Below are 24,733 nucleotides of genomic sequence, written 5' to 3'. Positions count from 1 at the left end.
AAAGAAAACCGGGGCACGGACCCCGCAAGGTCCATACCCCGGTCAACCGTATCTCCTGCCGGCTACTTGCCCGCCTGCTGCTGGCGCTGCACGGCCGCCTTCACCAAGCCGGCGAAGAGCGGGTGCGGACGGGTGGGGCGGGAGCGCAGCTCCGGGTGCGCCTGGGTGGCGACCAGGTAGGGGTGCACATCGCGCGGGTACTCGACGTACTCGACGAGCTTGTTGTCCGGGCTGGTTCCCGAGAAGACGATGCCCGCCTTCTTCTCGAGCTCCGCGCGGTAGGCGTTGTTCACCTCGTAGCGGTGACGGTGGCGTTCCTCGACGTACGGCTGGTCGTCGTAGACCTCGCGGACGATCGAGCCCTCGGCGAGCTTCGCCGGGTACAGCCCCAGGCGCATCGTTCCGCCGAGGTCGCCCGCGCCCTCCACATACGCCAGCTGCTCCTCCATGGTGGAGATCACCGGGTGGGCGGTGGCGGCGTCGAACTCGGTGGAGTTCGCCTCGGGGATCTCGGCGAGGTTGCGCGCGGCCTCGATCACGATGCACTGCAGGCCCAGGCAGAGACCGAGCAGCGGGATCTTGTTCTCCCGGGCGTAGGTGATCGCGCCGACCTTGCCGGTCACACCGCGGTCGCCGAAGCCGCCCGGGATGAGGATCCCGTCGACGTCGCCGAGCTGCCTGGCGGCGTCCGCCGGGGTCTTGCAGTCGTCGGAGGTGACCCAGTTGACCTTGACGCGGGCCTTGTTCGCGAAGCCGCCGGCGCGCAGCGCCTCGGTCACCGAGAGATAGGCGTCGGGCAGGTCGATGTACTTGCCGACCAGCGCGATGGTGACCTCGTGGTCGGGGTTGTGGACGCGGTCGAGCAGGTCGTCCCACGTGGTCCAGTCGACATCGCGGAACGGCAGGTCCAGCTTGCGTACGACATAGGCGTCCAGGCCCTCGGTGTGCAGCACCTTGGGGATGTCGTAGATCGACTTGGCGTCGATGGCCGCGACCACGGCCGCCTCGTCGACGTCGCACATCAGCGAGATCTTGCGCTTGATCGCGGTCGGCACCTCGCGGTCGGCGCGCAGCACGATCGCGTCCGGCTGAATACCGATGTTGCGCAGCGCCGCGACCGAGTGCTGCGTCGGCTTGGTCTTCAGCTCGCCGGACGGGCCGATGTATGGGAGCAAGGAGATGTGAACGACAAAGACGTTGTCGCGGCCGACCTCGTGACGGACCTGGCGGACGGTCTCCAGGAACGGCAGCGACTCGATGTCACCGACCGTGCCGCCGACCTCGGTGATCACAACATCGACATCGTCGGTGGCCATGCGCCGGATGCGGTGCTTGATCTCGTTGGTGATGTGCGGGATGACCTGGACGGTGTCGCCCAGGTACTCGCCGCGCCGCTCCTTGGCGATGACCGTGGAGTAGACCTGACCCGTGGTGACGTTGGCCGAGCCGTCGAGGTCCACGTCGAGGAAGCGCTCGTAGTGGCCGATGTCCAGGTCGGTCTCGGCGCCGTCGTTGGTGACGAACACCTCGCCGTGCTGGAACGGGTTCATCGTGCCCGGGTCGACATTCAGATACGGGTCGAGCTTCTGCATCGTGACCCGCAGGCCCCGCGCCTTGAGCAGCGCGCCCAGGCTGGAGGCCGTGAGGCCCTTGCCGAGGGAGGAGGCGACACCCCCGGTGACGAAGATGTGCTTGGTCGTCATGGATTTGGGCGGCATCGCCAAGAGGGGGCTCCCGTGGTCGCGAGGTGAAGTGTGCACGGCGTCCTTCCCAAGCCTTCCGGGGGGTGCCGTCGCTGCGGTTTCGGGGCCCCTGACAAGCACAGGACGGCCACCGGTCCACGGGGTACCAGGGTATCAGCGACAGCGGGTGACTGCTTCCGGCCACGCATCCACTCTTGGCAAGCCATTCACCGGGTGCTCACCCCCCGCTCACCCATGCGGCTCAGTCGCGTTGCCGAGACCCCTGCGCGGATCATTAGGGTGCGTCGTATCCTGCTCGGACACTCGCTGCCGAGCCAGGCCGGCGTAACGGCAACATCCCAGCCCGTCAACCCGGAATACCGTGCTCGTCAACGACCCTTGACCGCAGTAAGCGCCCCACGGGGCGGACGTGGCCGTTCGACTGGAGATGCACGTGGCCGGGCGCATCGAGGATTACGCACTCATCGGAGACATGCAGACCGCTGCCCTGGTCTGCCGGGACGGCACGGCCGACTGGCTGTGCCTGCCCCGCTTCGACTCGCATGCCGTCTTTGCCGGTCTGCTCGGCACCGAGGAGCACGGCTTCTGGAGACTGGGACCGGCGCATTCCGCCGAAGCCGGGCCGCCGAAGGCCGCCCGCCGCCGCTACCGCGGGGACTCGCTGATCCTCGAATCGGAGTGGGACACGCCGCGCGGCACGGTCCGTGTGACGGATTTCATGCCGCCGCGTGACGGCGCTCCCCAGCTGATCCGGATCGTCGAGGGCGTGAGCGGGCGCGTGCCGATGCGCTCGACGCTGCGCATGCGCTTCAGCTACGGACGTGTGGTGCCCTGGGTGCACAAGGTCGACGGGCGCACGGTCGCCGTCGCCGGACCCGACTCGGTCTGGCTGGACACCTCGGCGGAGACGTACGGCAAGAACCTCACCACGTACTCCGACTTCACGGTCGCTCCCGGCGAGCGGATCGCCTTCACGATCAGCTGGCAGCCCTCGCACCACCAGCCGCCCGCGCTGCCGGACCCGCAGGGCTCGCTGGAGGCGACGGAGGACTTCTGGCGGGAGTGGGTCGAGCACTGTACGTACCACGGGCCCTACCGCGAAGCCGTGGTCCGCTCGCTGATCACGCTGAAGGCGCTCACCTATGCGCCGACGGGCGGGATCGTCGCCGCGCCGACGACCTCGCTGCCGGAGGAGGTCGGCGGCGTACGGAACTGGGACTACCGCTACACCTGGCTGCGCGACGCCGCGATCACTCTGTCCTCGCTGCTGCGCACGGGCTACCGCGAGGAGGCCCGTGCCTGGCGCGAGTGGCTGCTGCGCGCCGTCGCGGGCGACCCGGAGAACCTGCAGATCATGTACGGGATCGCGGGCGAACGCGAGCTGGGCGAGGCCGAGTTGGACTGGCTGCCGGGCTATGAGAACTCCTCTCCGGTTCGGGTGGGCAACGGCGCCGCGCACCAGCTCCAGCTGGATGTGTACGGCGAGGTCACCGAGGCGCTGCACCTGGCCCATATGACGGGTCTGGCCCGCAACGACTACGCCTCGCTGCTCCAGCTCAAACTCATCCGCTATCTGGAGAAGCACTGGGACCAGCCGGACGAGGGCATCTGGGAGGTGCGCGGGCCGCGCCGCCACTTTGTGCACTCGAAGGTGATGGCGTGGGTCGCGGTCGACCGGACGATCAAGCTGATCGAGTCCGGCGACGCGGACGGGCCGATCGAGCGGTGGCGCGAGCTGCGCGACGACATCCACCGCGATGTCTGCGAGAAGGGCTACGACCAGGAGCGCAACACCTTCACGCAGTCGTACGGCTCCAAGGAGCTGGACGCCTCGCTGCTGCTGATTCCGCAGATGGGTTTTCTGCCGCCGGACGACAAGCGGGTCATCGGCACGATCGAGGCCATCCAGCGGGAGCTGTCCACGGAGGACGGTTTCATACTGCGCTACCCGACCGCGGGCGAGGACGCCGGCGTGGACGGGCTTGAGGGCGACGAGGGCGCGTTCCTGGCGTGCTCGTTCTGGCTCGCTGACGACCTGGCGATGATCGGGCGGGTCGACGAGGCGCGGCGGCTCTTCGAGCGGCTGCTCTCGCTCCGCAACGATCTGGGGCTGCTGGCCGAGGAGTGGGACCCGAAGCTGCAGCGGCAGGTGGGGAACTTCCCGCAGGCCTTCAGCCACGTTCCGCTGATCGACACGGCGCTGCGGCTGACGGCATCGGGGGCGTACGGAGGGTAGCGGCGCGGAGGCAGGCGCCGCGCCTCGCGCGGCAGGACCCGCTCGCCGCCCAGCGCGGCAGGACCCGCTCGACTGATCGTGTCTCCATGGTCGGGACTACGATGAAAAGGTCCTGTCGCGCCCTCGGAAGGGGGCCATCAATGGCGCCCCAAGGCATGGCGGAGGCGGCGCTGTCCGGCCTCCGCACAGCACTGACCGGCGATGTGTTCGCTCCCGGTGATGCGGGATACGACGACGCGCGCACCATCTTCAACAGCATGATCGACCGGCGCCCGGCGGTCGTCGCCCAGTGCGAGACGGAAGCCGATGTGGCGAGGGCGATCCGCTTCGGCCGGGACAACGATCTGGAGATCGCCGTTCGCGGCGGCGGTCACAGCGTCGCGGGTATGGCGCTGACCGACGGCGGAATCGTCGTCGACCTGCGCCGGATGCACACCGTGGTCGTCGATGCCGGGTCCCGTGCGACACGCGTAGGCGGCGGTGCCACGATGAGCCATCTCGACCGGGCCACGCAGCCGTTCGCGCTGGCGACCACGGGCGGGCGGGCGTCCACCACCGGCGTGGGTGGCTTCACGCTGGGTGGCGGATCTGGCTGGCTGGAGCGCAAACACGGCCTGGCCTGCGACAATCTGATCGCCGTCGAGCTGGTGACCGCCGACGGCGAGACGGTGCACGCCAGCGCGGACGAGAACCCGGAGCTGTTCTGGGCCCTGCACGGCGGCGGCGGCAACTTCGGCGTGGCGACCGCCATCACCCTGCGGCTGCATCTGCTTCCCGCGATGACGATGGTCCTGCTGCTCTTCGGGCCGGAGGCCGGTTCCCAAGTCGTGCGTGCCTTCCGTGACTTCATGGCTTCCGCACCGGACGAGGCCGGCGGTGGGTGCATCTATCTCACCGGACCGCCCGAGCCGTTCGTCCCCGAGCAGATGGTGGGCAAACTCGCGCTCGCGGCGCTGGTCACCTACGCGGGCACGGAGGCAGAGGCCCGCAAGGTCACCGAGCCGCTGATGGGGTTCGGCCACCAGGCAGAGGTGATCACCGAGCTGCCGTACGCGGAGCTGCAGTGCATGCTGGACGACCCGCCGGGGCTGCGTAACTACTGGTCCGCGGAGTATCTGACCGGCCTTCCGGACGAGGCCGTGGACGTCTTCTGCGCACGCGCGTCCGGTATGCCCGTGCCCACGGGCACGCAGCACGTGCTGTTCCCGGTGGGCGGCGCGGTGGCGAGAGGTCCGGCGGACTATCCGGTGCCCTGGCGCACGGCGCCGTGGGTCGTCCATCCCTTCGGGATCTGGGAGAACCCCTCCGACGACGAGCGTGCCAAGCAGTGGGTGCGGGACGTCCGTACCGATGTCGCGCCCTGGTCGATCGGCGGGACCTATCTGAACTTCATCGGGTACGAGGGGCAGGAGCGGGTCGTCGCCAGCTACGGCGAGGACAACTACAAGCGGCTCGCGGCGGTCAAGGCCGAGTACGACCCGGACAATGTGTTCCGGGTGAACCACAACATCAAGCCCGCCTCGACGAACGGGGCGTGACGACTGCCCGCGCGGCCCTGGTGATGTGCACGGATGCAGCTGCCCGGTAGCGTCCGGATCACCGGTCAGGCCCGAGTGAGAGCGCGAGGCGAGTCAGTGGAGACCCAAGGTGGCATCACGGTCCAGAGGGCGCTCGAACTGCCCGGGCTGCGCGCCGGACTCCCGGAGGTCGTCGCCTGCGCGGAACGGCTGAACCGTACGGTGCGCTGGGTGCACGCGGGCGAGGTGCCGAACATCGCATCCCTGCTCAAGGGCGGCGAGCTGCTGCTCACCACGGGCCTCGGTCTCGGCACCCGGCCCGCGGAACAGCGCGCCTTTGTCCGCCGTCTCGCCGACCGGGGCATCGCGGCCCTGGTGGTCGAGCTCGGACCGCGCTTCAGCCGGCTGCCGGCGGCGATCGTCGAGACCGCGCGGGCGGCCGGTCTGCCGCTGGTGCAGCTGCATCGCGAGGTCCCGTTCGTCTCGGTGACGGAGGAGGTCCACACCGAGATCGTCAACGGGCACTACGCGCTGCTGCGCCAGGCCGAGGAAGTGCACCGGCGATGTACGGAGGTGCTGCTCAGCGGGGGCGGGGTGCCCCAAGTGCTGCGTATCCTGGCGGACTTCAGCGCCAACCCGGTCTTCCTTGAGACCGCGGACGGACAGCTGCTGTACGCGGCAGGCTCCGAATCCGGACAGGCGGGCGCGGAGCCGCTCCAGGTGTGGGAGGGGCTGCGCGGACAGCGCGCGGCACGGGAGTCGCCGCCGGCCGGGACGGTCCTGGTGGACGTTCCCGGCGGCGGACAGGGGGTGGCCTCCGTGCGCGCCCGGCTGGTGCTGCTTGCCGTCGGCTCCCCGCTGCTGACCGTGCACCGGATGGCGGCGGAGCGGGCAGCCGGGCTGCTTGCGGTCGTTCTGATGCAGGCCCGCCAGGACGAGGAGCTGGCCGCGCGCGGCCGCGGCGACTTCCTGACAGATCTGGCGGAGGGCCGCATCACGGCGGAGGACGCGCCGGCCCAGGCGCGGGTGCTGGGCTTCAAACCGGGCGACGGACCGCTGCTGCCGGTCGTGATGCGCATGGCCGCGGAGCTCTCACCGTCCGCGAACTGGGCGCTGCTGGCCCGGGCGGTGCTGGAGGAGCTGTCCTCGGTGGGCGTACCCGTGCTGCTGGGCGTACGCCCCGTGGAGGGACGCGTACTGCTGCTGCTCGGCCTGCGCTCCGAGTCCGAACGCACGGCGGTTGCGGACCGGGTCGCGGCGGCGCTGCGGGCGGGCGTGGAACGCGCCGGCCTTGAGCGCCCGGGCACAAACCCGCCCGTCGTGGTGGTCGGCATGGCGGGCGGCTGGGCAGCGGCCTCCGCGGGGCTTCGTCACGCGGCAGAAACGGCGACGGCGGCCCAGGGCCTGATCGACCGCCCCTGGTACGACGCCCGCCGCCTGGACATCGACCTGCTGCTGTGGCGCCTGCGGGACCACCCGGACCTGGCGGCCTTCGTGGACCGCGCGATCGGCCCCCTGCGCGACCACGACACGACGTCGCGCCCGCCGCTGCTCCCGACACTGCAGACGTACCTGGCCCACGCGGGCCGCAAGGCGGAAACGGCCCGCGAACTCCACCTGAACCGCCAGACGCTGTACAACCGCCTGGCCCGCATCTCGGAACTGCTCGGCACGGACCTGGACGACCCGCAGACGGTCCTGGCCCTGAGCCTGGCACTGCGGGCGAGACGTCACGTGCCGTGAGGCGCTCGCGTTCACGTGCCGTGAGGCGCTCGCGTTCACGTGCCCTGAGGCGCTCGCGTTCACGTGCCCTGGGGCGCTGACGTCACCGCCGCGCCGCCACCTCGTCGTACACGCTCAGCACCTGCGCGATCGTCTCGTCCTCCGTCGGCCATGTCCCCGCCTGCACCCGGCCCGCCGCTGCCAGTTCCGCCCGTCTCTCCGCGTCGCCCAGCAGCCGCGCCACCGCCTCGGCCAGCGCCGCCGCGTCCCCGTACGGAACCAGTTCCGCGGCTTCGCCCACCAGTTCGGGGACACCGCCGACCGCCGTCGCGACCAGGGGGACGCCCAGGCGAAGCGCTTCCTGGGCGAGCAGGGAGCGGGCCTCCCAACGGCTCGGGAGGAGCGCCACGTCCGCCGCCGACAGCAGGTCGGCGATGTCGTCGCGGCGGCCCATCAGCCGCACCGGCAGTTCCTCCGCCTCGATACGGCGCTGGAGCGCGGCCCGCTCCCGCCCCTCCCCCGCGATCACCACCAGCGGCATGGGGTCCAACTCCCGCCACAGCCGGGCCGCGTCGAGCAGCGTTCCATATCCCCGGTGCGGCTCCAGGCTGCCCACCGCCATCAGCAACGGCCGCTCCACCGCACCCAGTTCGGCCCGGGCCTTGCCCTCTTCGACGTCCGGGCACCCCCGCGCCGCCGGTAGCGCAACCGGCGCCAGGCGGGCATCGCGCGCGCCGCGCCCGCGGGCCCGGTCGACCAGCTCGGAGCAGCTGCCCAGGACAACCGCCGCCGCCCGCGCGGCCCTTCGCTCAAGGAGGCGCAGCACCTGACCCCGCGCACCGTCGGCGTGCGAGCGCGTGTGCCAGGTGACGACAAGGGGCACGCGCTGCCCGCTGAGCGCCAGGGTGGTGCGTACGGCGGCGTGCAGCCCGTGCGCGTGCACCACGTCCGCCCCCGCACACGCAGCCCGCAGCGCGCCGACCGCGCCCGGGTCGCTCCGCCGGGGCACGGCCGCGAAACGCGCCCCGGAGCCGGGGAAGTCGTAGACGTGCTCCAGTTCGGCGGGGGCGCACACCGTCACCCGCACGCCCCGTGCCACCAGCCCCGCGGCCAACGACCTGACATGCGCGCTGCTGCCCGCGCTGCCGCCGCCCAGCACTTGGACCGTATGCAGCTGTGTCACGCGCCAAGGATGCCAGCCCGTACGCACGTTCCGGCACCGTCCGGGCGACATGGCCGTGCCGGAGCCGGGACGCCCGGGCGCGAGATCACTCACATGGGTGATCCCGCGATACGGCTGACCTCGTCGCCGTACGCAACTGCCGCGATCAGAGCCGCCGCGTGCAGGGCCAGTCCGGCGCGGCCGTTGCCCGCGACGATCGCGGTCCCGAGGGCCGCGCCCAGGGCGTGGGCCCCGGTGTCGCCGAGCATCGTGCGCTCGCCCAGGTCCTCGGTGACGATCGCGGCCGCGGCCCCCATGGGCGCGGCAGCCAGTGCGCCCGCGCTGCCGCGCCGCAGCAGACCGGGCGCGCCGATCCCGAGCACGGCGACAGCGGCCCGCCCCGGGGCGACGTCGACGAGGTTGACGAAGTGCGCAGCGCCGGCGATCACGACCCCGGCGAGCAGCTTGTCGACGGGCCGCTCCTTGAGCAGCGCACCCGCCGCGAGCGCCGCCGCCCCGATCCCGAACAGCTTCACCGCCCCGCTGGTCACCTCGCCCTGCCGGAGCGCGCCCAGATGCGCCCGGAACCCACGCCGGTGGTCCCCCAGCATGTCGTCGTACGCACCGCACGCCCCGGCCGCGACGACGGCGAGCCCGGCCGCGCCCCGGGTCCGCGCGGGCACGGTGCCGAGCGCCGTCCCGACCGCGGCGGCGGGGCCGGCGTAGAGGTCGACGGTGCGGCCCGCGTAGTTCTTGCGCTGCCACTGCGCCGGGTCACCGGGCGCACGCCTGCGCAGTGCCCCGTACACGGAGCGCGTCGCTCCGAAGGCGGTCACGAACGCGGCCGCGCGCCTCATCACCCGTCCGCCCGCGCCGTCGCCAGCAGTTCCTCCGCGTGCGCCCGTGCCGTCTGCGAATCCTCCTGGCCAGCCAGCATCCGCGACAGCTCGCGCACCCTGTCCTCGCCCTCCAGGACCGTCACACCGCTTCGGGTCACCGAACCGTCGTTCGTCTTCTCGACCAGCAGCTGCCGGTCGGCGAACGCGGCCACCTGCGGCAGATGCGTGACCACGACCACCTGCGCCGTCTTCGCGAGCTTCGCAAGCCGCCGGCCGATCTCGACCGCCGCCTTGCCGCCCACGCCCGCGTCGACCTCGTCGAAGAGATATGTCGGCACCGGGTCGGTGCCCGCGAAGACGACCTCGACCGCGAGCATCACGCGCGAGAGTTCACCGCCCGATGCCCCCTTGGCGATCGGCCGGGGCGGCGCGCCCGGGTGCGGCGCCAGCAGCAGCTCGACCTCGTCGACGCCGGAGGGTCCGTACGCCACCGCACGGCCGCCGACCTCGACTCCCTCGGGATCCTCGCTCTGGCGGATGTCGAAGGACACGCGCGCGTGCGGCATCGCGAGGGAGGCCAGTTCCTCGGTGACTGCTTCGGCGAACCGTGCCGCCGCCTCCGTACGCGCGTCGGTCAACGCCTGGGCCAGACCGGACAATTCACCCCGCAGAGCGTCCCGCTCCGCCGCCAGCTCGCCGATCCGGTCGTCGTCGCCGTCCAGCTCGATGAGCCGGGACGCGCCGTCCTCCGCCCAGGCCAGAACGGCATCGATACTCGCGCCGTACTTTCGGGTCAGCGCGGTCAGCGCCGCGCGTCGCTCCTCCACCGCGGCCAGCCGCAGCGGGTCGGCGTCCAGATTGTCCGCGTACCCGGCGAGTTCTCCCGCCACATCGCCGAGCAGGATGGAGATCTCGCCCATCCGGTCGGCGAGCGCGGCCAGCGCCGGATCGTGGGAGCGCACCGCGTCCAGCGCCCGCCCCGCACCCGCGACGAGCGTCGTCGCATCCACGCCTTCCGGGTCCTCGGGGTTGCCGGCCAGCGCGGCATGCGCGACCGAAGCCGCGGACGCGAGCGCCTCGGCGTGCCCAAGGCGCTCGGCCTCGGCGGCGAGTTCGGCATCCTCGCCCGCGCGCGGCTCGACGCCCGCGATCTCGTTCAGCCCGAAACGCAGCAGATCGGCTTCCTGCGCGCGCTCGCGGGCGCGCGTGGTCAGCTCGTCCAGCTCGGTGGAGACTGCGCGCAGCCGCCGGTACGCGGCCGTGTACTTGGCGAGCGGCCCGGTGACCGCGCCGCCCGCGTAACGGTCGAGCGCCTCCCGCTGCCGCGCGGGCCGCAGCAGCCCCTGCTGGTCGGTCTGGCCGTGTACGGCGACGAGCTCGTCGGCCAGCTCGGACAACATGCCGACCGGCACGGACCGTCCGCCGAGGTGGGCGCGCGAGCGCCCCTCCGCCGAGACCGTCCTGCTGATCAGCAGCGTGCCGTCGTCGATTTCCGCACCGGCCTCCTCGGCCCGCAGCGCGGCCGGGGCCCCGGCGAGCACACCGATCCGCCCCTCCACCACCGCCGACTTGGCGCCGATCCGCACCAGGGCGGGGTCGGCGCGCCCGCCGAGCAGCAGCCCCAGGCTGGTGACGACCATGGTCTTGCCCGCGCCCGTCTCGCCGGTCACCGCGGTGAAACCGGGCGACAGCTCGACGACCGCATCGTCGATGACCCCGAGTGACCGTATCCGCATCTCCTCCAACACGGACCTGACCATACGAGGTTTCCCCCATCCGATGCGACGCCGCCCTGCCTCCGGGCACGGAATGAGAGGAAACCGGTGCCGATGCACCGGGCAGGGCGTCACTCTGCGGTACGCGACTCGTTGACCACACAGCTGCCCCGTGCGCGGGAGATGATCCGGCCTTCTCCGCTTTGGGCGGCTTCGGACGCATTGTTCCCCGCAGCTCCCCCCCGCATGCGGGACAGGCGCCCGGGCGGGGCCGGGTCAGTGCGGCGCGCCGCGCCAACCCGAGACCGGCAGCGCGAACTTGGCGACCAGCCGGTCCGTGAAGGACGCATGGTGCAGCCGCGCCAGCCGTACCGGAACGGCCCCCCGCCGCACCTCCACCCGTGCCGCAGGCGGCAGTTCGATCGTCCTGCGCCCGTCGCACCACAGCACCCCGTGCGGCGTGTTCCGCTGCACCTCCACCGCGAGCACCGACGTCGGCGAGGTCACCAGCGGCTTGGCGAACAGTGCGTGCGCGCTGATCGGCACCATCAGCAGCGCCTCGACCTCGGGCCACACCACCGGCCCGCCGGCCGAGAAGGCGTAGGCCGTCGAGCCGGTCGGCGTCGCGCAGACGATGCCGTCGCAGCCGAAGCCGGTCACCGGCCGGCCGTCGATCTCCAGGACGACCTCCAGCATCCGGTCGGGCGAGACCTTCTGCACGGCGGCCTCGTTCAGCGCCCAGTCGCGGTGCACGACATCGCCGTTGGTGCGCACGACCACATCGATGGTCATGCGCTCCTCGACCTCGTAGGCCCGTCTGACGACCCGGTCGACGACCTTGTCGAGGTCGTCGCGCTCCGCCTCCGCGAGAAAGCCCACACGCCCCAGATTGACGCCGAGCATCGGCACCCCGGAGGCGCGTGCGAACTCGGCGCCGCGCAGCAGCGTCCCGTCCCCGCCGAGCACGATCAGCAGCTCACACCCGTCGAGTACGTCGGGCGTCGCCTCCTTGACCGTCTCGACGGACGGCGGCAGCGGCAGATCGACCGCCTCGGCCTCCAGTACGCGCACGCCCAGACCGTTGCGCAGCAGTCCCTGTACGACGAGTTCGGCGCTGCGGATCGCCGCAGGCCGGCCGGTGTGCGCAAGCAGAAAAACGGTGCGCGCTGGTGTCGCTGCTGGTGTCGTTGTCAACGAGGTCCCTCCGCCACTGCACGGTCGACATCCGCCGGATCGAGCTCGGGCGCTCCGGCGCGAAGCCACAGAAAGTACTCGACATTCCCGGAGGGTCCCGGCAGCGGACTGGCCGTGACGCCGAGCACGCCAAGACCGAGCTCCGCCGCCCTGCCCGCCACGGCACGTACCGCGTCGGCGCGCAGCTCCGGGCTGCGTACGACGCCACCGCTGCCGAGGCGTTCCTTGCCCACCTCGAACTGCGGCTTGACCATCAGTACGAGGTCGGCGTCGGGAGCCGTGCACCGGACGAGCGCAGGCAGGACGAGGCCGAGCGGAATGAAGGAAAGGTCCCCCACCACCAGGTCCACCGCCTCACCGTCGATCGTCTCCAGCGTCAGCTCGCGGACATTGGTACGGTCCTTGACCATCACGCGTTCATCACTCTGAAGAGACCAGGCGAGTTGGCCGTAACCGACGTCGACCGCCACCACCTGACGGGCGCCTGCCCGCAGCAGTACATCCGTGAAGCCACCGGTCGACGCGCCCGCGTCCAGTGCCCGCCGTCCCTCGACCTTCAGGCCGAGCGGCACGAAGGCCGCCAGCGCACCGGCGAGCTTGTGTCCGCCGCGCGAGACGTAGTCGGGGTCACTGTCGTCGGCGGTGACGACGATGGCGGCGCTCGTCTCGACCTGGGTGGCGGGCTTCGTCGCGGTGTTGCCGCCGACGGTCACCCGCCCCGCGGCGATCAGCTGGCTCGCATGCTCGCGTGAGCGCGCGAGGTTGCGGCGTACCAGCTCGGCGTCGAGACGGCGGCGGGCCACTCCTGCCACGTTCGGTTCAGCTCCTGTAGTTGTACGGGGGTGACGGCGAGGGCCCCTGGGGTGCAGGGGCCGGGCGTGCGTCGAGCGCGGTCAGCGCATCACGCAGCCCGCGGTGTACATCCTCGTACACCTCGAGATGTCCGTCCGCCGGGAGGTGGTCGGCATCGGCCAGGCGCTCCATCCGGGCGTCCACGTCGGCGTTGCCGGTGGGCACGCGAGGCACGCCGATGGGCGCGGGCGCGGCGGGTTCGTACGCCTGCGGGTCCGGGTCGTGGACCTCCTGGGCCCCTTGGGCTTCCTGGGCCTCCGGGTCCCGGAACTCCTGCTCCGGGAGCCCCTGCTCCGGGATCTCCTGGCCCTGGGCGTGTGCGCCCTGGAACTGAGAGCCCTGGACCTGTGGGCCCGGCATCGAGTCGCTCATGCCCAGACGCTACCGCGAAGCCCTGAGGTACCGTCGATCACGATGGCGACGACGCAAGAGTGCCGCAGCGCGCTCGACAAACTCTCGGACAACCTGACCCAGGCGGACGGCGACGTGCGCGGCGCGGCGGCGCTGGACCGTTCGCTGAGCTGCCACATCAAGGACCTGGACATCACCTTCACCGGCCGTCTCGACGACGGCCGGATCGAGGTGACCGACACCCTCCAGGGCCCCCCGCGCGAGAGGGCGCAGATCCGCCTCGCGATGACGGGCGACGACCTGGTGGCGATGGTGAACGGCGAGCTGCACTTCGCGAAGGCCTGGGCCTCGGGCCGGGTCAGGCTCGAGGCCGGCTTCCGCGATCTGCTGCGCCTCAGGACACTGCTGTAGACACTTCCGCGGCGCCGCCGCCGGAGACTGCGCCGGACACTGCCGTGGTGCCGCGCCTGCGGGCCGCCGGTACCACCAGTGGCGTCCCGGACTCGGGGTCCTCGATGACCTGGCTCTTCACCCCGAAGACCTGCTCCACCAGCTCGGCGGTGACCACGTCGGCGGGCGCGCCCTCGGCGACGACCGCGCCCTCGCGCAGGGCGATGAGGTGCGTGGCGTAACGGGCGGCCTGGTTGAGGTCGTGCAGTACGGCCACGAGCGTGCGCCCCTGCGTCTCGTGCAGCTCGGCGCAGAGGTCCAGCACCTCCAGCTGGTGCTGGATGTCGAGGAACGTCGTGGGCTCGTCGAGCAGCAGCAGCGGGGTCTGCTGGGCCAGCACCATGGCGATCCACACACGCTGCCGCTGCCCGCCGGAGAGTTCGTCGACGTAGCGCTCGGCCAGTTCGCCGACTCCGGTCGCGGCCATCGACTCCTCGACGATCCGCTCGTCCTCGGGCGACCACTGGCGCAGCAGTCCCTGATGGGGATAGCGGCCGCGCGCGACCAGGTCGGCGACCGTGATCCCGTCCGGCGCGATCGACGACTGCGGCAGCAGGCCCAGCGTCCTGGCGACCTTCTTCGCGGGCAGCGAGTGGATGGTCTGCCCATCCAGCAGGACCCGGCCCCGGGAGGGCTTGAGCATCCGGGAAAGGGCACGCAACAGCGTCGACTTGCCACAGGCGTTGGGGCCGACGATCACCGTGAAGGAGTTGTCGGGGATCTCCACCGAGAGGTTCTCGGCGATGACGCGCTGGTCGTAGCCGAGGGTGACCGATTCCGCGGTGAGGCGCTGCATGGTCGTCGTACTCCTGGATTCGGGGCTCGCAGGGATCGAGAGGCTCGCAGGGATTGAGGGGCTCGCGGGGATCGAGGGGCTTGCAGGGTTCATATGCGCCCCGCCTTGCGTTCGGTGACCAGCAGCCAGAGCAGATAGCAGCCGCCGAGCACCCCGGTCACCACTCCCACCGGCAGTTCGCGCTCGCCGAAGGCACTGGTGGCGACCCAGTCGGCGACCAGCAGCAGAGTCGCGCCCATCACCGTGGCCGCGGCGAGGTTCGGCCCCGGTGAGCGGGTCAGCCGGCGAGCGAGCTGTGGCGCGCTGAGCGCGACGAAGGAGATCGGCCCGGCGGCCGAGGTGGCGACCGCGACGAGCAGGACGCCCGAGGCCATCAGCACCACGCGCGTGCGCTCGACGGGCGCCCCCAGCGCGTATGCGGCGTCGTCGCCCATCTCCAGCATCCGCAGCGGTCTTCCGTAGCAGATGACGAGCGGTACGAGGACGCCGAGGACCCCGAGCAGCGGCCAGACCTGGGCCCAGTCGCGGCCGTCGAGCGAACCGGTCATCCACAGCGTGGCCTCGGCGGCGTCGACCAGGCTGGCCTTGGTGAGCAGATAGTGGATCGCGGCGGTGAGCATGGCAGCGATGCCGATGCCGACCAGGACCAGCCGGTAGCCGTGCACGCCGCGCTTCCACGCCAGCGCATAGACCGCGATACCGGTCGCGAGTCCGCCGACCACCGCGCCGCCCGCCACGGCCAACGCCCCGCCATGAAAGAGGACGATCACGCTGAGCGCGCCGACGCTCGCGCCCTGCCCGAAGCCGATCACATCCGGACTGCCCAGCGGATTGCGGGAGATGGACTGGAAGATCGCGCCGCTCAGCGCGAGCGAGGCGCCGACGAGCAGTCCGACGAGCGCCCGCGGCAGCCGCAGGTCCTGGACGATGAACTCCTGCGCGGGCGTGCCGTTCCCGAGAAGGGTGGCGATGACCTCGCCGGGCGGGATCGGGAAGTCACCGCTGCCGATCAGTAGGACTGCTGCGGCCAGCGCGGCCGCGGTCAGCAGCAGTACGACGACGGCCGTCCGGGGATCGACGCGCAGGGAGAGACCGCCGGGGGTACGTATCGCCTTCACGGCATTCACAGCTGGGCCATCCTCTTCCGGCGTACGAGATGGATGAAGACGGGCCCGCCGATGAGCGCGGTGACAATTCCGACCTGCAGTTCGGAGGGGCGGGTGATGACCCGGCCGACAACATCGGCGCCCAGCAGCAACACGGGTGACAGGACGGCGGCGTACGGCAGGATCCACCGCATGTCGGGTCCGGTGATGGTGCGTACGAGGTGCGGAATCATCAACCCGATGAAGACGATCGGCCCGCAGGCGGCGGTCGCGGCCCCGCACAGCAGCGTCACGGCGAGCATCGCAAGTGCGCGGGTGCGGTTGAGATGCGCGCCGAGCGCGCGGGCGGTGTCCTCGCCCATCTCCATGGCGTTGAGCGGCCGCGCGAGCAGCAGCGCAAGCACGGTGCCGATGCCGATGAAGGGCGCGATCCTGCCGATGGTGCCCATGTCGGCCGAGGCCAGCGAGCCGACCGTCCAGAAGCGCAGCCGGTCGAGCGCGGCCGCGTCCAGCAGCTGTACGGCGTTGATGTAGCCGTACAGCGCGGCGGTGGCCGCGGTCCCGGCGAGCGCGAGCCGTACCGGAGTCGCGCCCCGGCTGCCGCCGAGTAGGTAGACGAGCACGGAGACGACGGCCGCGCCGAGGAACGCGAACCACACATATCCGGTGAGCGATGTGACCCCGAGGAAGCTGATGGCGGAGACGACGGCGGCCGATGCTCCCGCGTTGACGCCGAGCAGCCCCGGTTCGGCGAGCGGGTTGCGGGTGAGCGCCTGCATCACCGCGCCCGAGAGCCCGAGGGCGGCGCCGACGATGAGCCCGAGCAGGGTCCGTGGCACCCGTACCTCGTGGACGATCACGTCATTGCCGACGCCTGCGTTGTGGAACAGGCCGTGCCACACGTCGGAGAGCGGTATGGACTTGGCGCCGACGGCGATGCTCGCGGCGCAGACCAGCAGCAGGATGCCGAGGGACACCAGCAGCCCGGTGGCGCGCAGGGCATGGCGCTTCCGGGACACAGGTGCGGATATCGGCTCCGCGCTCTGTTCGGGGGGACTGTCGACCAACACGAGGTTAGGTTAGCCTACCCTCTCATTGTTCCCCGATGAGGGAAGTCTCCTTCCCTCGTTGAGGGGGCACCTCCCGTGCCCGAAGGGCGTACGGAGGAGTGCCGTGCCAGGACACGCGAGCCCGGCAAGAACGGCCGGACAGGACCTAACGGCCCCGGGCTACAACCCCAGCCGGGACAGCGCCTTGCCCGCGTCCAGCGTGCACACGCCGTCCCCGGCCTGCGTCCAGGCCGCCGCACACAGCGCCCGCAGCCCGTCCAGCGGTTCGCCCTCACCCTCCAGCGCAAGCTCGTCGTCCCGCACGGACGCGTTCCACCCACCGCACCCGAACCCGCCGTCCACCTCGGCCACTTCGGGCTGCCCTGTCAGCATCCCGCGCAGATCCGCGTCCACATAGGTCGGCCGGTGCTCGGGCCGCGCGGCAACCAGCTGCGCGCCGTCCGTCACCCCGGTCAGTACGAGCAGCGAGTCCACGCCCCCGTTGAACGCGCCCTCGATGTCCGTGTCCAGCCGGTCCCCCACCACCAGCGGCTTCCGGGCCCCCGTCCGCAGAATCGTCTCCTTGTGCATCGGCGGCAGCGGCTTTCCCGCCACCTGCGGCTCCGCCCCCGTCGCTATCCGTACGACCTCCACGGCGGCACCGTTGCCGGGCGCGATCCCGCGCGCACTGGGAATCGTCAGATCGGTGTTGGACGCAAACCACGGCACGCCCCGCGCGATGGCATAACAGGCCTCCGCGAAACGCCCCCACGCCAGATCCGGCCCGCCGTACCCCTGCACCACCGCAGCCGGGTCGTCGTCGGCGGACTCCACCGGCACAAGGCCCCGCTCGCGCAGCGCGACGCGCAGCCCGTCCCCGCCGACCACCAGCACCCGGGACCCGGCCGGCACCTGCTCGGAGATCAACCGGGCAACCGCCTGCGCGGAGTTGATGACATCCGCCGCATCGGTCGGCACACCCAGCTCGGTGATGTGCGCGGCCACGGCCTGAGGCGGCCGCAGCGCATTGTTCGTGACATACGCGAGGTGCATCCCGCCCGCGCGGGCCGTCAGCAGCGAGTCCACGGCGTGCGCGATCGCCTCACCACCCGCGTACACCACGCCGTCCAGGTCCAGCAACGCCGTGTCGTACGCCTCGCTCAGCGCCGTCGCACTACCGCTCGGCCGGTTCCTGCTCTGCTGACTCATTCCATCCGCTCCTCGCTCAGTGCCGCTCCCCCGATCATCTCTCATGCCCGCGCCCCACATACGATGCACAAATGAACACCGAAGGTCCCGCGGCCAATGACGGTCTGCGCCTGATCCCGTTCCGTGGACTGCGCTATGTCCCCGAGCGGGTCGGCAGCCTCGCCGCCGTGACCTCGCCGCCGTACGACGTCGTCGTCAGGCCCGACGGCCTGCACCACCTGGAGTCGGCGGACCCCTACAACATCGTCCGGCTGATCCTCCCGCAGGCGAACACCGCGGGCGCACGCAACCAGCAGGCCGCCGAGACCCTCAGCCGCTGGCTCGACGAGGGCATCCTGGCCGCGGACCCCGAGCCGGCGCTCTATGTGTACGAGCAGCGCCAGGGCGACATCCTGCAACGCGGCATCATCGGCGCGCTCGCCCTGTCCGAGCCGTCCGAGGGCGTCGTCCTGCCCCACGAGGACGTGATGCCGCACATCGTGGCGGACCGCGCGGCGCTGATGCGCACCACTGCCGCCAACCTCGAACCACTGCTGCTCACCTATCGCAGCATGGGCAACGAGTCCGGCGCGACCGCCGTCATCGAACGCACCGTCCTGCGCGCCCCGCTCCTGGCAACCACCACGGAGGACGGCTTCGACCACCGCCTGTGGTCGGTGACGGACCCGGGCGACCTGGCGGAGATCCGAGCGGACCTGTCCGACCGTCAGGCGCTGATCGCCGACGGCCACCACCGCTGGGCGACCTATCTGCGGCTGCGCGCCGAGCACCCCTCGTCCAGCCCCTGGGGCTACGGCCTCGTCCTGCTGATCGACACCGCCCGCTATCCGCTCCGGGTCCGCGCCATCCACCGCCTGCTGCACCGCCTCCCGGTTGCCGAGGCCCTCTCCGCCCTGAGCGGCTCCTTCCGCGTCCGGCGCATGGACACGGCGCTGCCGGAGGCCCTGGAAGCCCTCGGGCACGCGGCTGCCGAGGGGAACGCCTTCCTGCTCGCGGGCGACGGCGCCTTCCATCTGATCGACCGCCCGGACCCGGAGCTGCTGGCCCGTACGGTGCGCCGCGACCGCCCCGAGGCCTGGCGCACGCTCGACGCAACGGTCCTCCACTCGACGCTTCTGGACCAGATCTGGCGGATCCCGGACACCCCGGAGCACATCGCATACATCCACGACACAGAGGCGGCCGTGACCCAGGCCGAACGCCACGGCAGCACGGCGGTGTTGATGCATCCGGTACGGGAGGACGTCGTACGGGATCTCGCACGGGAGGGTGTCACGATGCCCCGCAAGTCCACGTCGTTCGGCCCGAAGCCGGCGACGGGCCTGGTGCTGAGAAGCCTGACGGTGGACTGACCCGGAATTCCGGACATACGAAAGGGCGGCACCCATCGTGGGTGCCGCCCTTTCGCTACTGGCTATTCGCCCTTGTCGGCCTCGTCGGCCGCGTCGGCTGCCTCGTCGGCCGCGTCGGCTCCATCGCCCTCGTCGCCCTCGTGCGCCTCGTCGATGGCGTCGACGAACTCCACGCCATCAAGCTCGGCGAGCCGGTCCGAGGCGTCCGTGGCCCCGTCCTTGTCGGCTTCCAGCGCCTTGGCGAACCACTCGCGTGCCTCGTCCTCACGCCCGGCCGCAAGCAGCGCATCCGCGTATGCGTAACGCAGCCGTGCGGTCCAGGGCTGTACGGAGTTGGACGCCAGCTCGGGGCTCTGCAGGGTCACGATGGCGGCGTCGAGCTGCCCCATGTCCCTGCGCGCACCGGCCGCGACCAGCCGCATCTCGACCTGCCCTGCCTTGTCGAGCTTCTGCACCTCGGGCTCACCGGCCATCGCCATCGCCCGCTCGGGCCGCCCGAGTCCGCGCTCGCAGTCGGCCATCACGGGCCACAGCTCGACGCTCCCGGTCATCCGCCGCGCCGCCCGGAACTCGGCCAGCGCCTCGGAGTACTTCTGCGTCGCGTACGCGGCGAAGCCCGCGGCCTCCCGCACAGCCGCCACACGCGAGGCGAGCCGCAGCGCGACCTTGGAGTACGCGTACGCCTGCTCAGGGTCCTCGTCGATCAGATTGGCGACCATGACGAGGTTCTTGGCGACATCCTCGGCGAGGCCCTTCGGCAGGCTCTGCAGCTCCTGCCGTACGTCCTTGTCGATCTCCTCGCCCGTGACGTCCTCGGGAATCGGCAGCCGCTTGATCGGCTCGCGGTCGCCGCGGTCACGGTCGTCCCGTCGGCCGTAGCCACCGCGGTCGTCACGAGACCCGCGGTATCCACCACGGTCGCGATCGTCACGGCGCCCGTCACCACGGTCGTCGCGCTGACCGCGGTACCCACCGCGGTCGCGGTCACGATCGCGGTCGTCACGGCGCCCGTAACCGCCACCGCCGGCGGGGCGTCCGCCACGGTCGCCACCGGCAGGGCGTCCGCCACGGTCGCCGCCGGTGGGGCGTCCGCCGCGGTCGTCGTCGCGCCGCGGCCCGCTCGGCCGCTCGTCACGACGGCCGTAACCACCGCCGCTGCCACCGCCGGAACGGTCATCGCGCCGGAAACCACCGCCACCACCGCTGCCACCACCGCTGGGCCGGGAGCCGTAACCGCCGCCACCGCTGCCGCTGGGGCGGGAGCCATAACCGCCACCGCCGCTGCCGCTGGGGCGGGAGCCATAACCGCCGCCACCGCTGGGACGACCACCACGTTCGTCACGCTGACCGCGGTACCCACCGCGATCCCGATCGTCATCCCGACGCGGCCCACGATCCCGGTCATCACGACGGTCATCACGCGACCCGCGGTACCCACCGCGGTCACGGTCGCGGTCGTCACGCCGGAATCCGCCACCACTGCTACCGCTGCCACCGGGGCGAGACCCACGGTCGTCGCGGGGGCCGCGGTACCCACCACGGTCGTCGTCACGCCGGAAGGACGGACGATCGTCGCGGCGGTCATCACGCTTGTCGTCACGGCGCCCGTATCCGCCACCGCCGGCGGGGCGTCCGCCGCGGTCGCCACCGGTGGGGCGTCCGCCGCGGTCGTCGTCACGCCGCGGCCCGCTCGGCCGCTCGTCACGACGGCCGTAACCACCGCCGCTGCCACCGCCGGAACGGTCATCGCGCCGGAAACCACCGCCGCTGCCACCGCCACTGGGACGAGAACCGTAACCGCCACCGCCACCGCCGCTGGGCCGGGAGCCATAACCGCCACCACCGCTGGGCCGGGAGCCGTAACCGCCACCGCCGCCACCGCTGGGACGACCACCACGGTCGTCACGCTGACCGCGGTACCCACCGCGATCCCGATCGTCATCCCGACGCGGCCCACGATCCCGGTCATCACGACGGTCATCACGCGGCCCGCGGTCATCACGCGACCCGCGGTACCCACCGCGGTCACGGTCGCGGTCGTCACGGCGCCCGTAGCCGCCACCACTGGGGCGTCCGCCCCGGTCGCCACCGTCCCTACGACGCGGCTCGCGCTCCGGACGATCGTCGGGAGAGTTGGTGGACATGGGGTAACTCCTGTCTTCGGCTGCTGCAGCCATTCTCGCGCAGCCGGCCATCGGACGCGCACTTCGGAAAAGTAAGCAAAACAAAAAAGGACCCGTGGCCCAGCGTGAACGCTGGACCACGGGTCCTTGAAAGATTGTTCGGCGGCGTCCTACTCTCCCACAGGGTCCCCCCTGCAGTACCATCGGCGCTGAAAGGCTTAGCTTCCGGGTTCGGAATGTAACCGGGCGTTTCCCTAACGCAATGACCACCGAAACCCTATCGGGCTCTAGCGAACAAGCACACTCTTCAATTAAGTAATGAAACTTGTACTGGTTCAACCGGTGCGACTGTTCGCAACCCGGGAACCACACAGTGGACGCGAGCAACTGAGGACAAGCCCTCGGCCTATTAGTACCAGTCAGCTCCACCCCTTACAGGGCTTCCACATCTGGCCTATCAACCCAGTCGTCTACTGGGAGCCTTAACCCCTCAAAGGGGGTGGGAGTCCTCATCTCGAAGCAGGCTTCCCGCTTAGATGCTTTCAGCGGTTATCCTTTCCGAACGTAGCCAACCAGCCATGCCCTTGGCAGGACAACTGGCACACCAGAGGTTCGTCCGTCCCGGTCCTCTCGTACTAGGGACAGCCCTTCTCAAGACTCCTACGCGCACAGCGGATAGGGACCGAACTGTCTCACGACGTTCTAAACCCAGCTCGCGTACCGCTTTAATGGGCGAACAGCCCAACCCTTGGGACCGACTCCAGCCCCAGGATGCGACGAGCCGACATCGAGGTGCCAAACCATCCCGTCGATATGGACTCTTGGGGAAGATCAGCCTGTTATCCCCGGGGTACCTTTTATCCGTTGAGCGACGGCGCTTCCACAAGCCACCGCCGGATCACTAGTCCCGACTTTCGTCCCTGCTCGACCCGTCGGTCTCACAGTCAAGCTCCCTTGTGCACTTACACTCAACACCTGATTGCCAACCAGGCTGAGGGAACCTTTGGGCGCCTCCGTTACCCTTTGGGAGGCAACCGCCCCAGTTAAACTACCCATCAGACACTGTCCCTGATCCGGATCACGGACCCAGGTTAGACATCCAGCACGACCAGAGTGGTATTTCAACGACGACTCCACCTGAACTGGCGTCCAAGCTTCACAGTCTCCCACCTATCCTACACAAGCCGAACCGAACACCAATATCAAACTGTAGTAAAGGTCCCGGGGTCTTTCCGTCCTGCTGCGCGAAACGAGCATCTTTACTCGTAGTGCAATTTCACCGGGCCTATGGTTGAGACAGTCGAGAAGTCGTTACGCCATTCGTGCAGGTCGGAACTTACCCGACAAGGAATTTCGCTACCTTAGGATGGTTATAGTTACCACCGCCGTTTACTGGCGCTTAAGTTCTCAGCTTCGCCACACCGAAATGTGACTAACCGGTCCCCTTAACGTTCCAGCACCGGGCAGGCGTCAGTCCGTATACATCGCCTTACGGCTTCGCACGGACCTGTGTTTTTAGTAAACAGTCGCTTCTCGCTGGTCTCTGCGGCCACCCCCAGCTCACCGAGTAAATCGGATCACCAGTGATGGCCCCCTTCTCCCGAAGTTACGGGGGCATTTTGCCGAGTTCCTTAACCATAGTTCACCCGAACGCCTCGGTATTCTCTACCTGACCACCTGAGTCGGTTTAGGGTACGGGCCGCCATGAAACTCGCTAGAGGCTTTTCTCGACAGCATAGGATCATCCACTTCACCACAATCGGCTCGGCATCAGGTCTCAGCCTCAATGTGTGACGGATTTGCCTATCACACGGCCTACACCCTTACCCCGGGACAACCACCGCCCGGGCTGGACTACCTTCCTGCGTCACCCCATCGCTTACCTACTACCACCTTGGGCCGGCGGCTCCACCACTCCCCTTCACCCGAAGGCTCCAGGGCGGCTTCACGGCCTTAGCATTAATGGGCTCGATACTGGGCGTTTCAAAGCGGGTACCGGAATATCAACCGGTTGTCCATCGACTACGCCTGTCGGCCTCGCCTTAGGTCCCGACTTACCCTGGGCAGATCAGCTTGACCCAGGAACCCTTAGTCAATCGGCGCACACGTTTCTCACGTGTGTATCGCTACTCATGCCTGCATTCTCACTCGTGAACCGTCCACAACTCGCTTCCGCGGCTGCTTCACCCGGCACACGACGCTCCCCTACCCATCCCAGCGGGCGTTGGCCCTCATGCTGGAATGACACGACTTCGGCGGTACGCTTGAGCCCCGCTACATTGTCGGCGCGGAATCACTTGACCAGTGAGCTATTACGCACTCTTTCAAGGGTGGCTGCTTCTAAGCCAACCTCCTGGTTGTCTCTGCGACTCCACATCCTTTCCCACTTAGCGTACGCTTAGGGGCCTTAGTCGATGCTCTGGGCTGTTTCCCTCTCGACCATGGAGCTTATCCCCCACAGTCTCACTGCCGCGCTCTCACTTACCGGCATTCGGAGTTTGGCTAAGGTCAGTAACCCGGTAGGGCCCATCGCCTATCCAGTGCTCTACCTCCGGCAAGAAACACACGACGCTGCACCTAAATGCATTTCGGGGAGAACCAGCTATCACGGAGTTTGATTGGCCTTTCACCCCTAACCACAGGTCATCCCCCAGGTTTTCAACCCTGGTGGGTTCGGTCCTCCACGAAGTCTTACCTCCGCTTCAACCTGCCCATGGCTAGATCACTCCGCTTCGGGTCTTGAGCGCGCTACTAAACCGCCCTGTTCGGACTCGCTTTCGCTACGGCTTCCCCACACGGGTTAACCTCGCAACACACCGCAAACTCGCAGGCTCATTCTTCAAAAGGCACGCAGTCACGACTGCTGTTCCGAAGAACAACAGCGACGCTCCCACGGCTTGTAGGCACACGGTTTCAGGTACTATTTCACTCCGCTCCCGCGGTACTTTTCACCATTCCCTCACGGTACTATCCGCTATCGGTCACCAGGGAATATTTAGGCTTAACGGGTGGTCCCGCCAGATTCACACGGGATTTCTCGGGCCCCGTGCTACTTGGGTGTCTCTCAAACGAGCCGCATAGATTTCAGCTACGGGGGTCTTACCCTCTACGCCGGACCTTTCGCATGTCCTTCGCCTATCTATACGGTTTCTGACTCGTCTCACAGCCGGCAGACTGTGAAAGAGAGATCCCACAACCCCGCATGCGCAACCCCTGCCGGGTATCACACGCATACGGTTTGGCCTCATCCGGTTTCGCTCGCCACTACTCCCGGAATCACGGTTGTTTTCTCTTCCTGAGGGTACTGAGATGTTTCACTTCCCCTCGTTCCCTCCACACTGCCTATGTGTTCAGCAG

At 69.7% G+C, this 24,733-nt stretch carries 18 protein-coding genes and 2 rRNA genes (1 of these 20 only partly in view); 5 read left to right on the top strand and 15 right to left on the bottom strand.

The window, feature by feature from the left end; genetic code table 11:
• Positions 1-62 precede the first annotated feature (62 nt).
• Positions 63-1,718, bottom strand: a complete 1,656-nt coding sequence (locus OG729_RS31050) for a CTP synthase (RefSeq protein ID WP_360881416.1) — start codon at positions 1,716-1,718, stop codon at positions 63-65.
• 418 nt (positions 1,719-2,136) lie between these two features.
• On the opposite strand from OG729_RS31050, the gene OG729_RS31045 reads away from it, so the two are divergent.
• From OG729_RS31045 to OG729_RS31035, 3 genes are all read left to right on the top strand, one after another.
• Positions 2,137-3,939: a glycoside hydrolase family 15 protein gene (locus OG729_RS31045; protein ID WP_360881509.1), complete on the top strand. Its 1,803-nt coding sequence runs from the start codon at positions 2,137-2,139 to the stop codon at positions 3,937-3,939.
• Between the two features lie 140 nt (positions 3,940-4,079).
• Positions 4,080-5,477, top strand: coding sequence for an FAD-binding oxidoreductase (locus tag OG729_RS31040; protein WP_405809200.1), 1,398 nt, complete (start codon positions 4,080-4,082; stop codon positions 5,475-5,477).
• 96 nt (positions 5,478-5,573) lie between these two features.
• Positions 5,574-7,199: a PucR family transcriptional regulator gene (locus OG729_RS31035; RefSeq protein WP_405809198.1), complete on the top strand. Its 1,626-nt coding sequence runs from the start codon at positions 5,574-5,576 to the stop codon at positions 7,197-7,199.
• Between the two features lie 82 nt (positions 7,200-7,281).
• On the opposite strand, the gene OG729_RS31030 is transcribed toward OG729_RS31035, so the two are convergent.
• The 6 genes from OG729_RS31030 to OG729_RS31005 all read right to left on the bottom strand — a co-directional run bounded on the left by OG729_RS31030 (position 7,282) and on the right by OG729_RS31005 (position 13,300).
• The gene (locus OG729_RS31030) at positions 7,282-8,361 is read right to left on the bottom strand and encodes a glycosyltransferase family 4 protein (RefSeq protein ID WP_360881410.1); all 1,080 of its coding nucleotides are present in this window, start codon (positions 8,359-8,361) and stop codon (positions 7,282-7,284) included.
• A gap of 89 nt (positions 8,362-8,450) precedes the next feature.
• The gene (locus OG729_RS31025) at positions 8,451-9,197 is read right to left on the bottom strand and encodes a hypothetical protein (RefSeq protein WP_405809196.1); all 747 of its coding nucleotides are present in this window, start codon (positions 9,195-9,197) and stop codon (positions 8,451-8,453) included.
• Positions 9,197-10,939, bottom strand: a complete 1,743-nt coding sequence (recN, locus tag OG729_RS31020; RefSeq protein WP_405809194.1) for a DNA repair protein RecN — start codon at positions 10,937-10,939, stop codon at positions 9,197-9,199. The genes OG729_RS31025 and recN overlap by 1 nt, the downstream gene beginning before the upstream one ends.
• Positions 10,940-11,170: 231 nt before the next feature.
• Entirely contained in the window at positions 11,171-12,088 is a 918-nt protein-coding gene (locus tag OG729_RS31015) for an NAD kinase (protein ID WP_405809192.1), read from the bottom strand.
• Complete coding sequence (locus OG729_RS31010) at positions 12,085-12,900, bottom strand: TlyA family RNA methyltransferase (protein ID WP_360885301.1); 816 nt, start codon at positions 12,898-12,900, stop codon at positions 12,085-12,087. Before OG729_RS31010 ends, OG729_RS31015 begins: the two co-directional genes overlap by 4 nt.
• Positions 12,901-12,907: 7 nt before the next feature.
• Positions 12,908-13,300, bottom strand: a complete 393-nt coding sequence (locus OG729_RS31005; RefSeq protein ID WP_360885315.1) for a hypothetical protein — start codon at positions 13,298-13,300, stop codon at positions 12,908-12,910.
• A gap of 54 nt (positions 13,301-13,354) precedes the next feature.
• Here OG729_RS31005 and OG729_RS31000 point away from each other — a divergent pair, with 54 nt between their 5' ends.
• Positions 13,355-13,702 (top strand): SCP2 sterol-binding domain-containing protein, encoded by a 348-nt coding sequence (locus OG729_RS31000; RefSeq protein WP_405809189.1) that lies wholly within the window; start codon positions 13,355-13,357, stop codon positions 13,700-13,702.
• On the opposite strand, the gene OG729_RS30995 is transcribed toward OG729_RS31000, so the two are convergent.
• The 4 genes from OG729_RS30995 to OG729_RS30980 all read right to left on the bottom strand — a co-directional run bounded on the left by OG729_RS30995 (position 13,686) and on the right by OG729_RS30980 (position 17,901).
• Positions 13,686-14,537 (bottom strand): ABC transporter ATP-binding protein, encoded by an 852-nt coding sequence (locus OG729_RS30995; RefSeq protein ID WP_405809188.1) that lies wholly within the window; start codon positions 14,535-14,537, stop codon positions 13,686-13,688. The genes OG729_RS31000 and OG729_RS30995 overlap by 17 nt on opposite strands.
• Positions 14,538-14,626: 89 nt before the next feature.
• Positions 14,627-15,664, bottom strand: coding sequence for a FecCD family ABC transporter permease (locus OG729_RS30990; protein WP_405809186.1), 1,038 nt, complete (start codon positions 15,662-15,664; stop codon positions 14,627-14,629).
• Positions 15,661-16,662, bottom strand: a complete 1,002-nt coding sequence (locus OG729_RS30985; RefSeq protein WP_405811344.1) for a FecCD family ABC transporter permease — start codon at positions 16,660-16,662, stop codon at positions 15,661-15,663. The genes OG729_RS30990 and OG729_RS30985 overlap by 4 nt, the downstream gene beginning before the upstream one ends.
• A 210-nt stretch (positions 16,663-16,872) precedes the next feature.
• Positions 16,873-17,901 (bottom strand): HAD hydrolase-like protein, encoded by a 1,029-nt coding sequence (locus tag OG729_RS30980; protein ID WP_360885286.1) that lies wholly within the window; start codon positions 17,899-17,901, stop codon positions 16,873-16,875.
• Positions 17,902-17,972: 71 nt separating this feature from the next.
• On the opposite strand from OG729_RS30980, the gene OG729_RS30975 reads away from it, so the two are divergent.
• A complete protein-coding gene (locus OG729_RS30975; RefSeq protein WP_405809184.1) occupies positions 17,973-19,253 on the top strand; it encodes a DUF1015 domain-containing protein in 1,281 nt (426 codons plus the stop codon).
• A gap of 62 nt (positions 19,254-19,315) precedes the next feature.
• Here the strand turns inward: OG729_RS30975 and OG729_RS30970 are convergent, their stop codons facing one another.
• The 4 genes from OG729_RS30970 to OG729_RS30955 form a co-directional block, all read right to left on the bottom strand.
• Positions 19,316-19,972 (bottom strand): hypothetical protein, encoded by a 657-nt coding sequence (locus OG729_RS30970; RefSeq protein ID WP_405809183.1) that lies wholly within the window; start codon positions 19,970-19,972, stop codon positions 19,316-19,318.
• A complete protein-coding gene (locus tag OG729_RS30965) occupies positions 19,957-21,273 on the bottom strand; it encodes a hypothetical protein (RefSeq protein ID WP_405809182.1) in 1,317 nt (438 codons plus the stop codon). Before OG729_RS30965 ends, OG729_RS30970 begins: the two co-directional genes overlap by 16 nt.
• Before the next feature lie 260 nt (positions 21,274-21,533).
• Positions 21,534-21,650 (bottom strand): 5S ribosomal RNA (gene rrf / locus OG729_RS30960).
• Positions 21,651-21,765: 115 nt separating this feature from the next.
• A 23S ribosomal RNA gene (locus OG729_RS30955) occupies positions 21,766-24,733 on the bottom strand (it continues 155 nt past the right edge of the window).

Origin of the sequence: Streptomyces sp. NBC_00210 (genome assembly GCF_045160975.1) — a bacterium.
In the GTDB taxonomy this organism is placed as follows: domain Bacteria; phylum Actinomycetota; class Actinomycetes; order Streptomycetales; family Streptomycetaceae; genus Streptomyces.
This window is presented reverse-complemented; position numbering and strand designations above follow the sequence as displayed.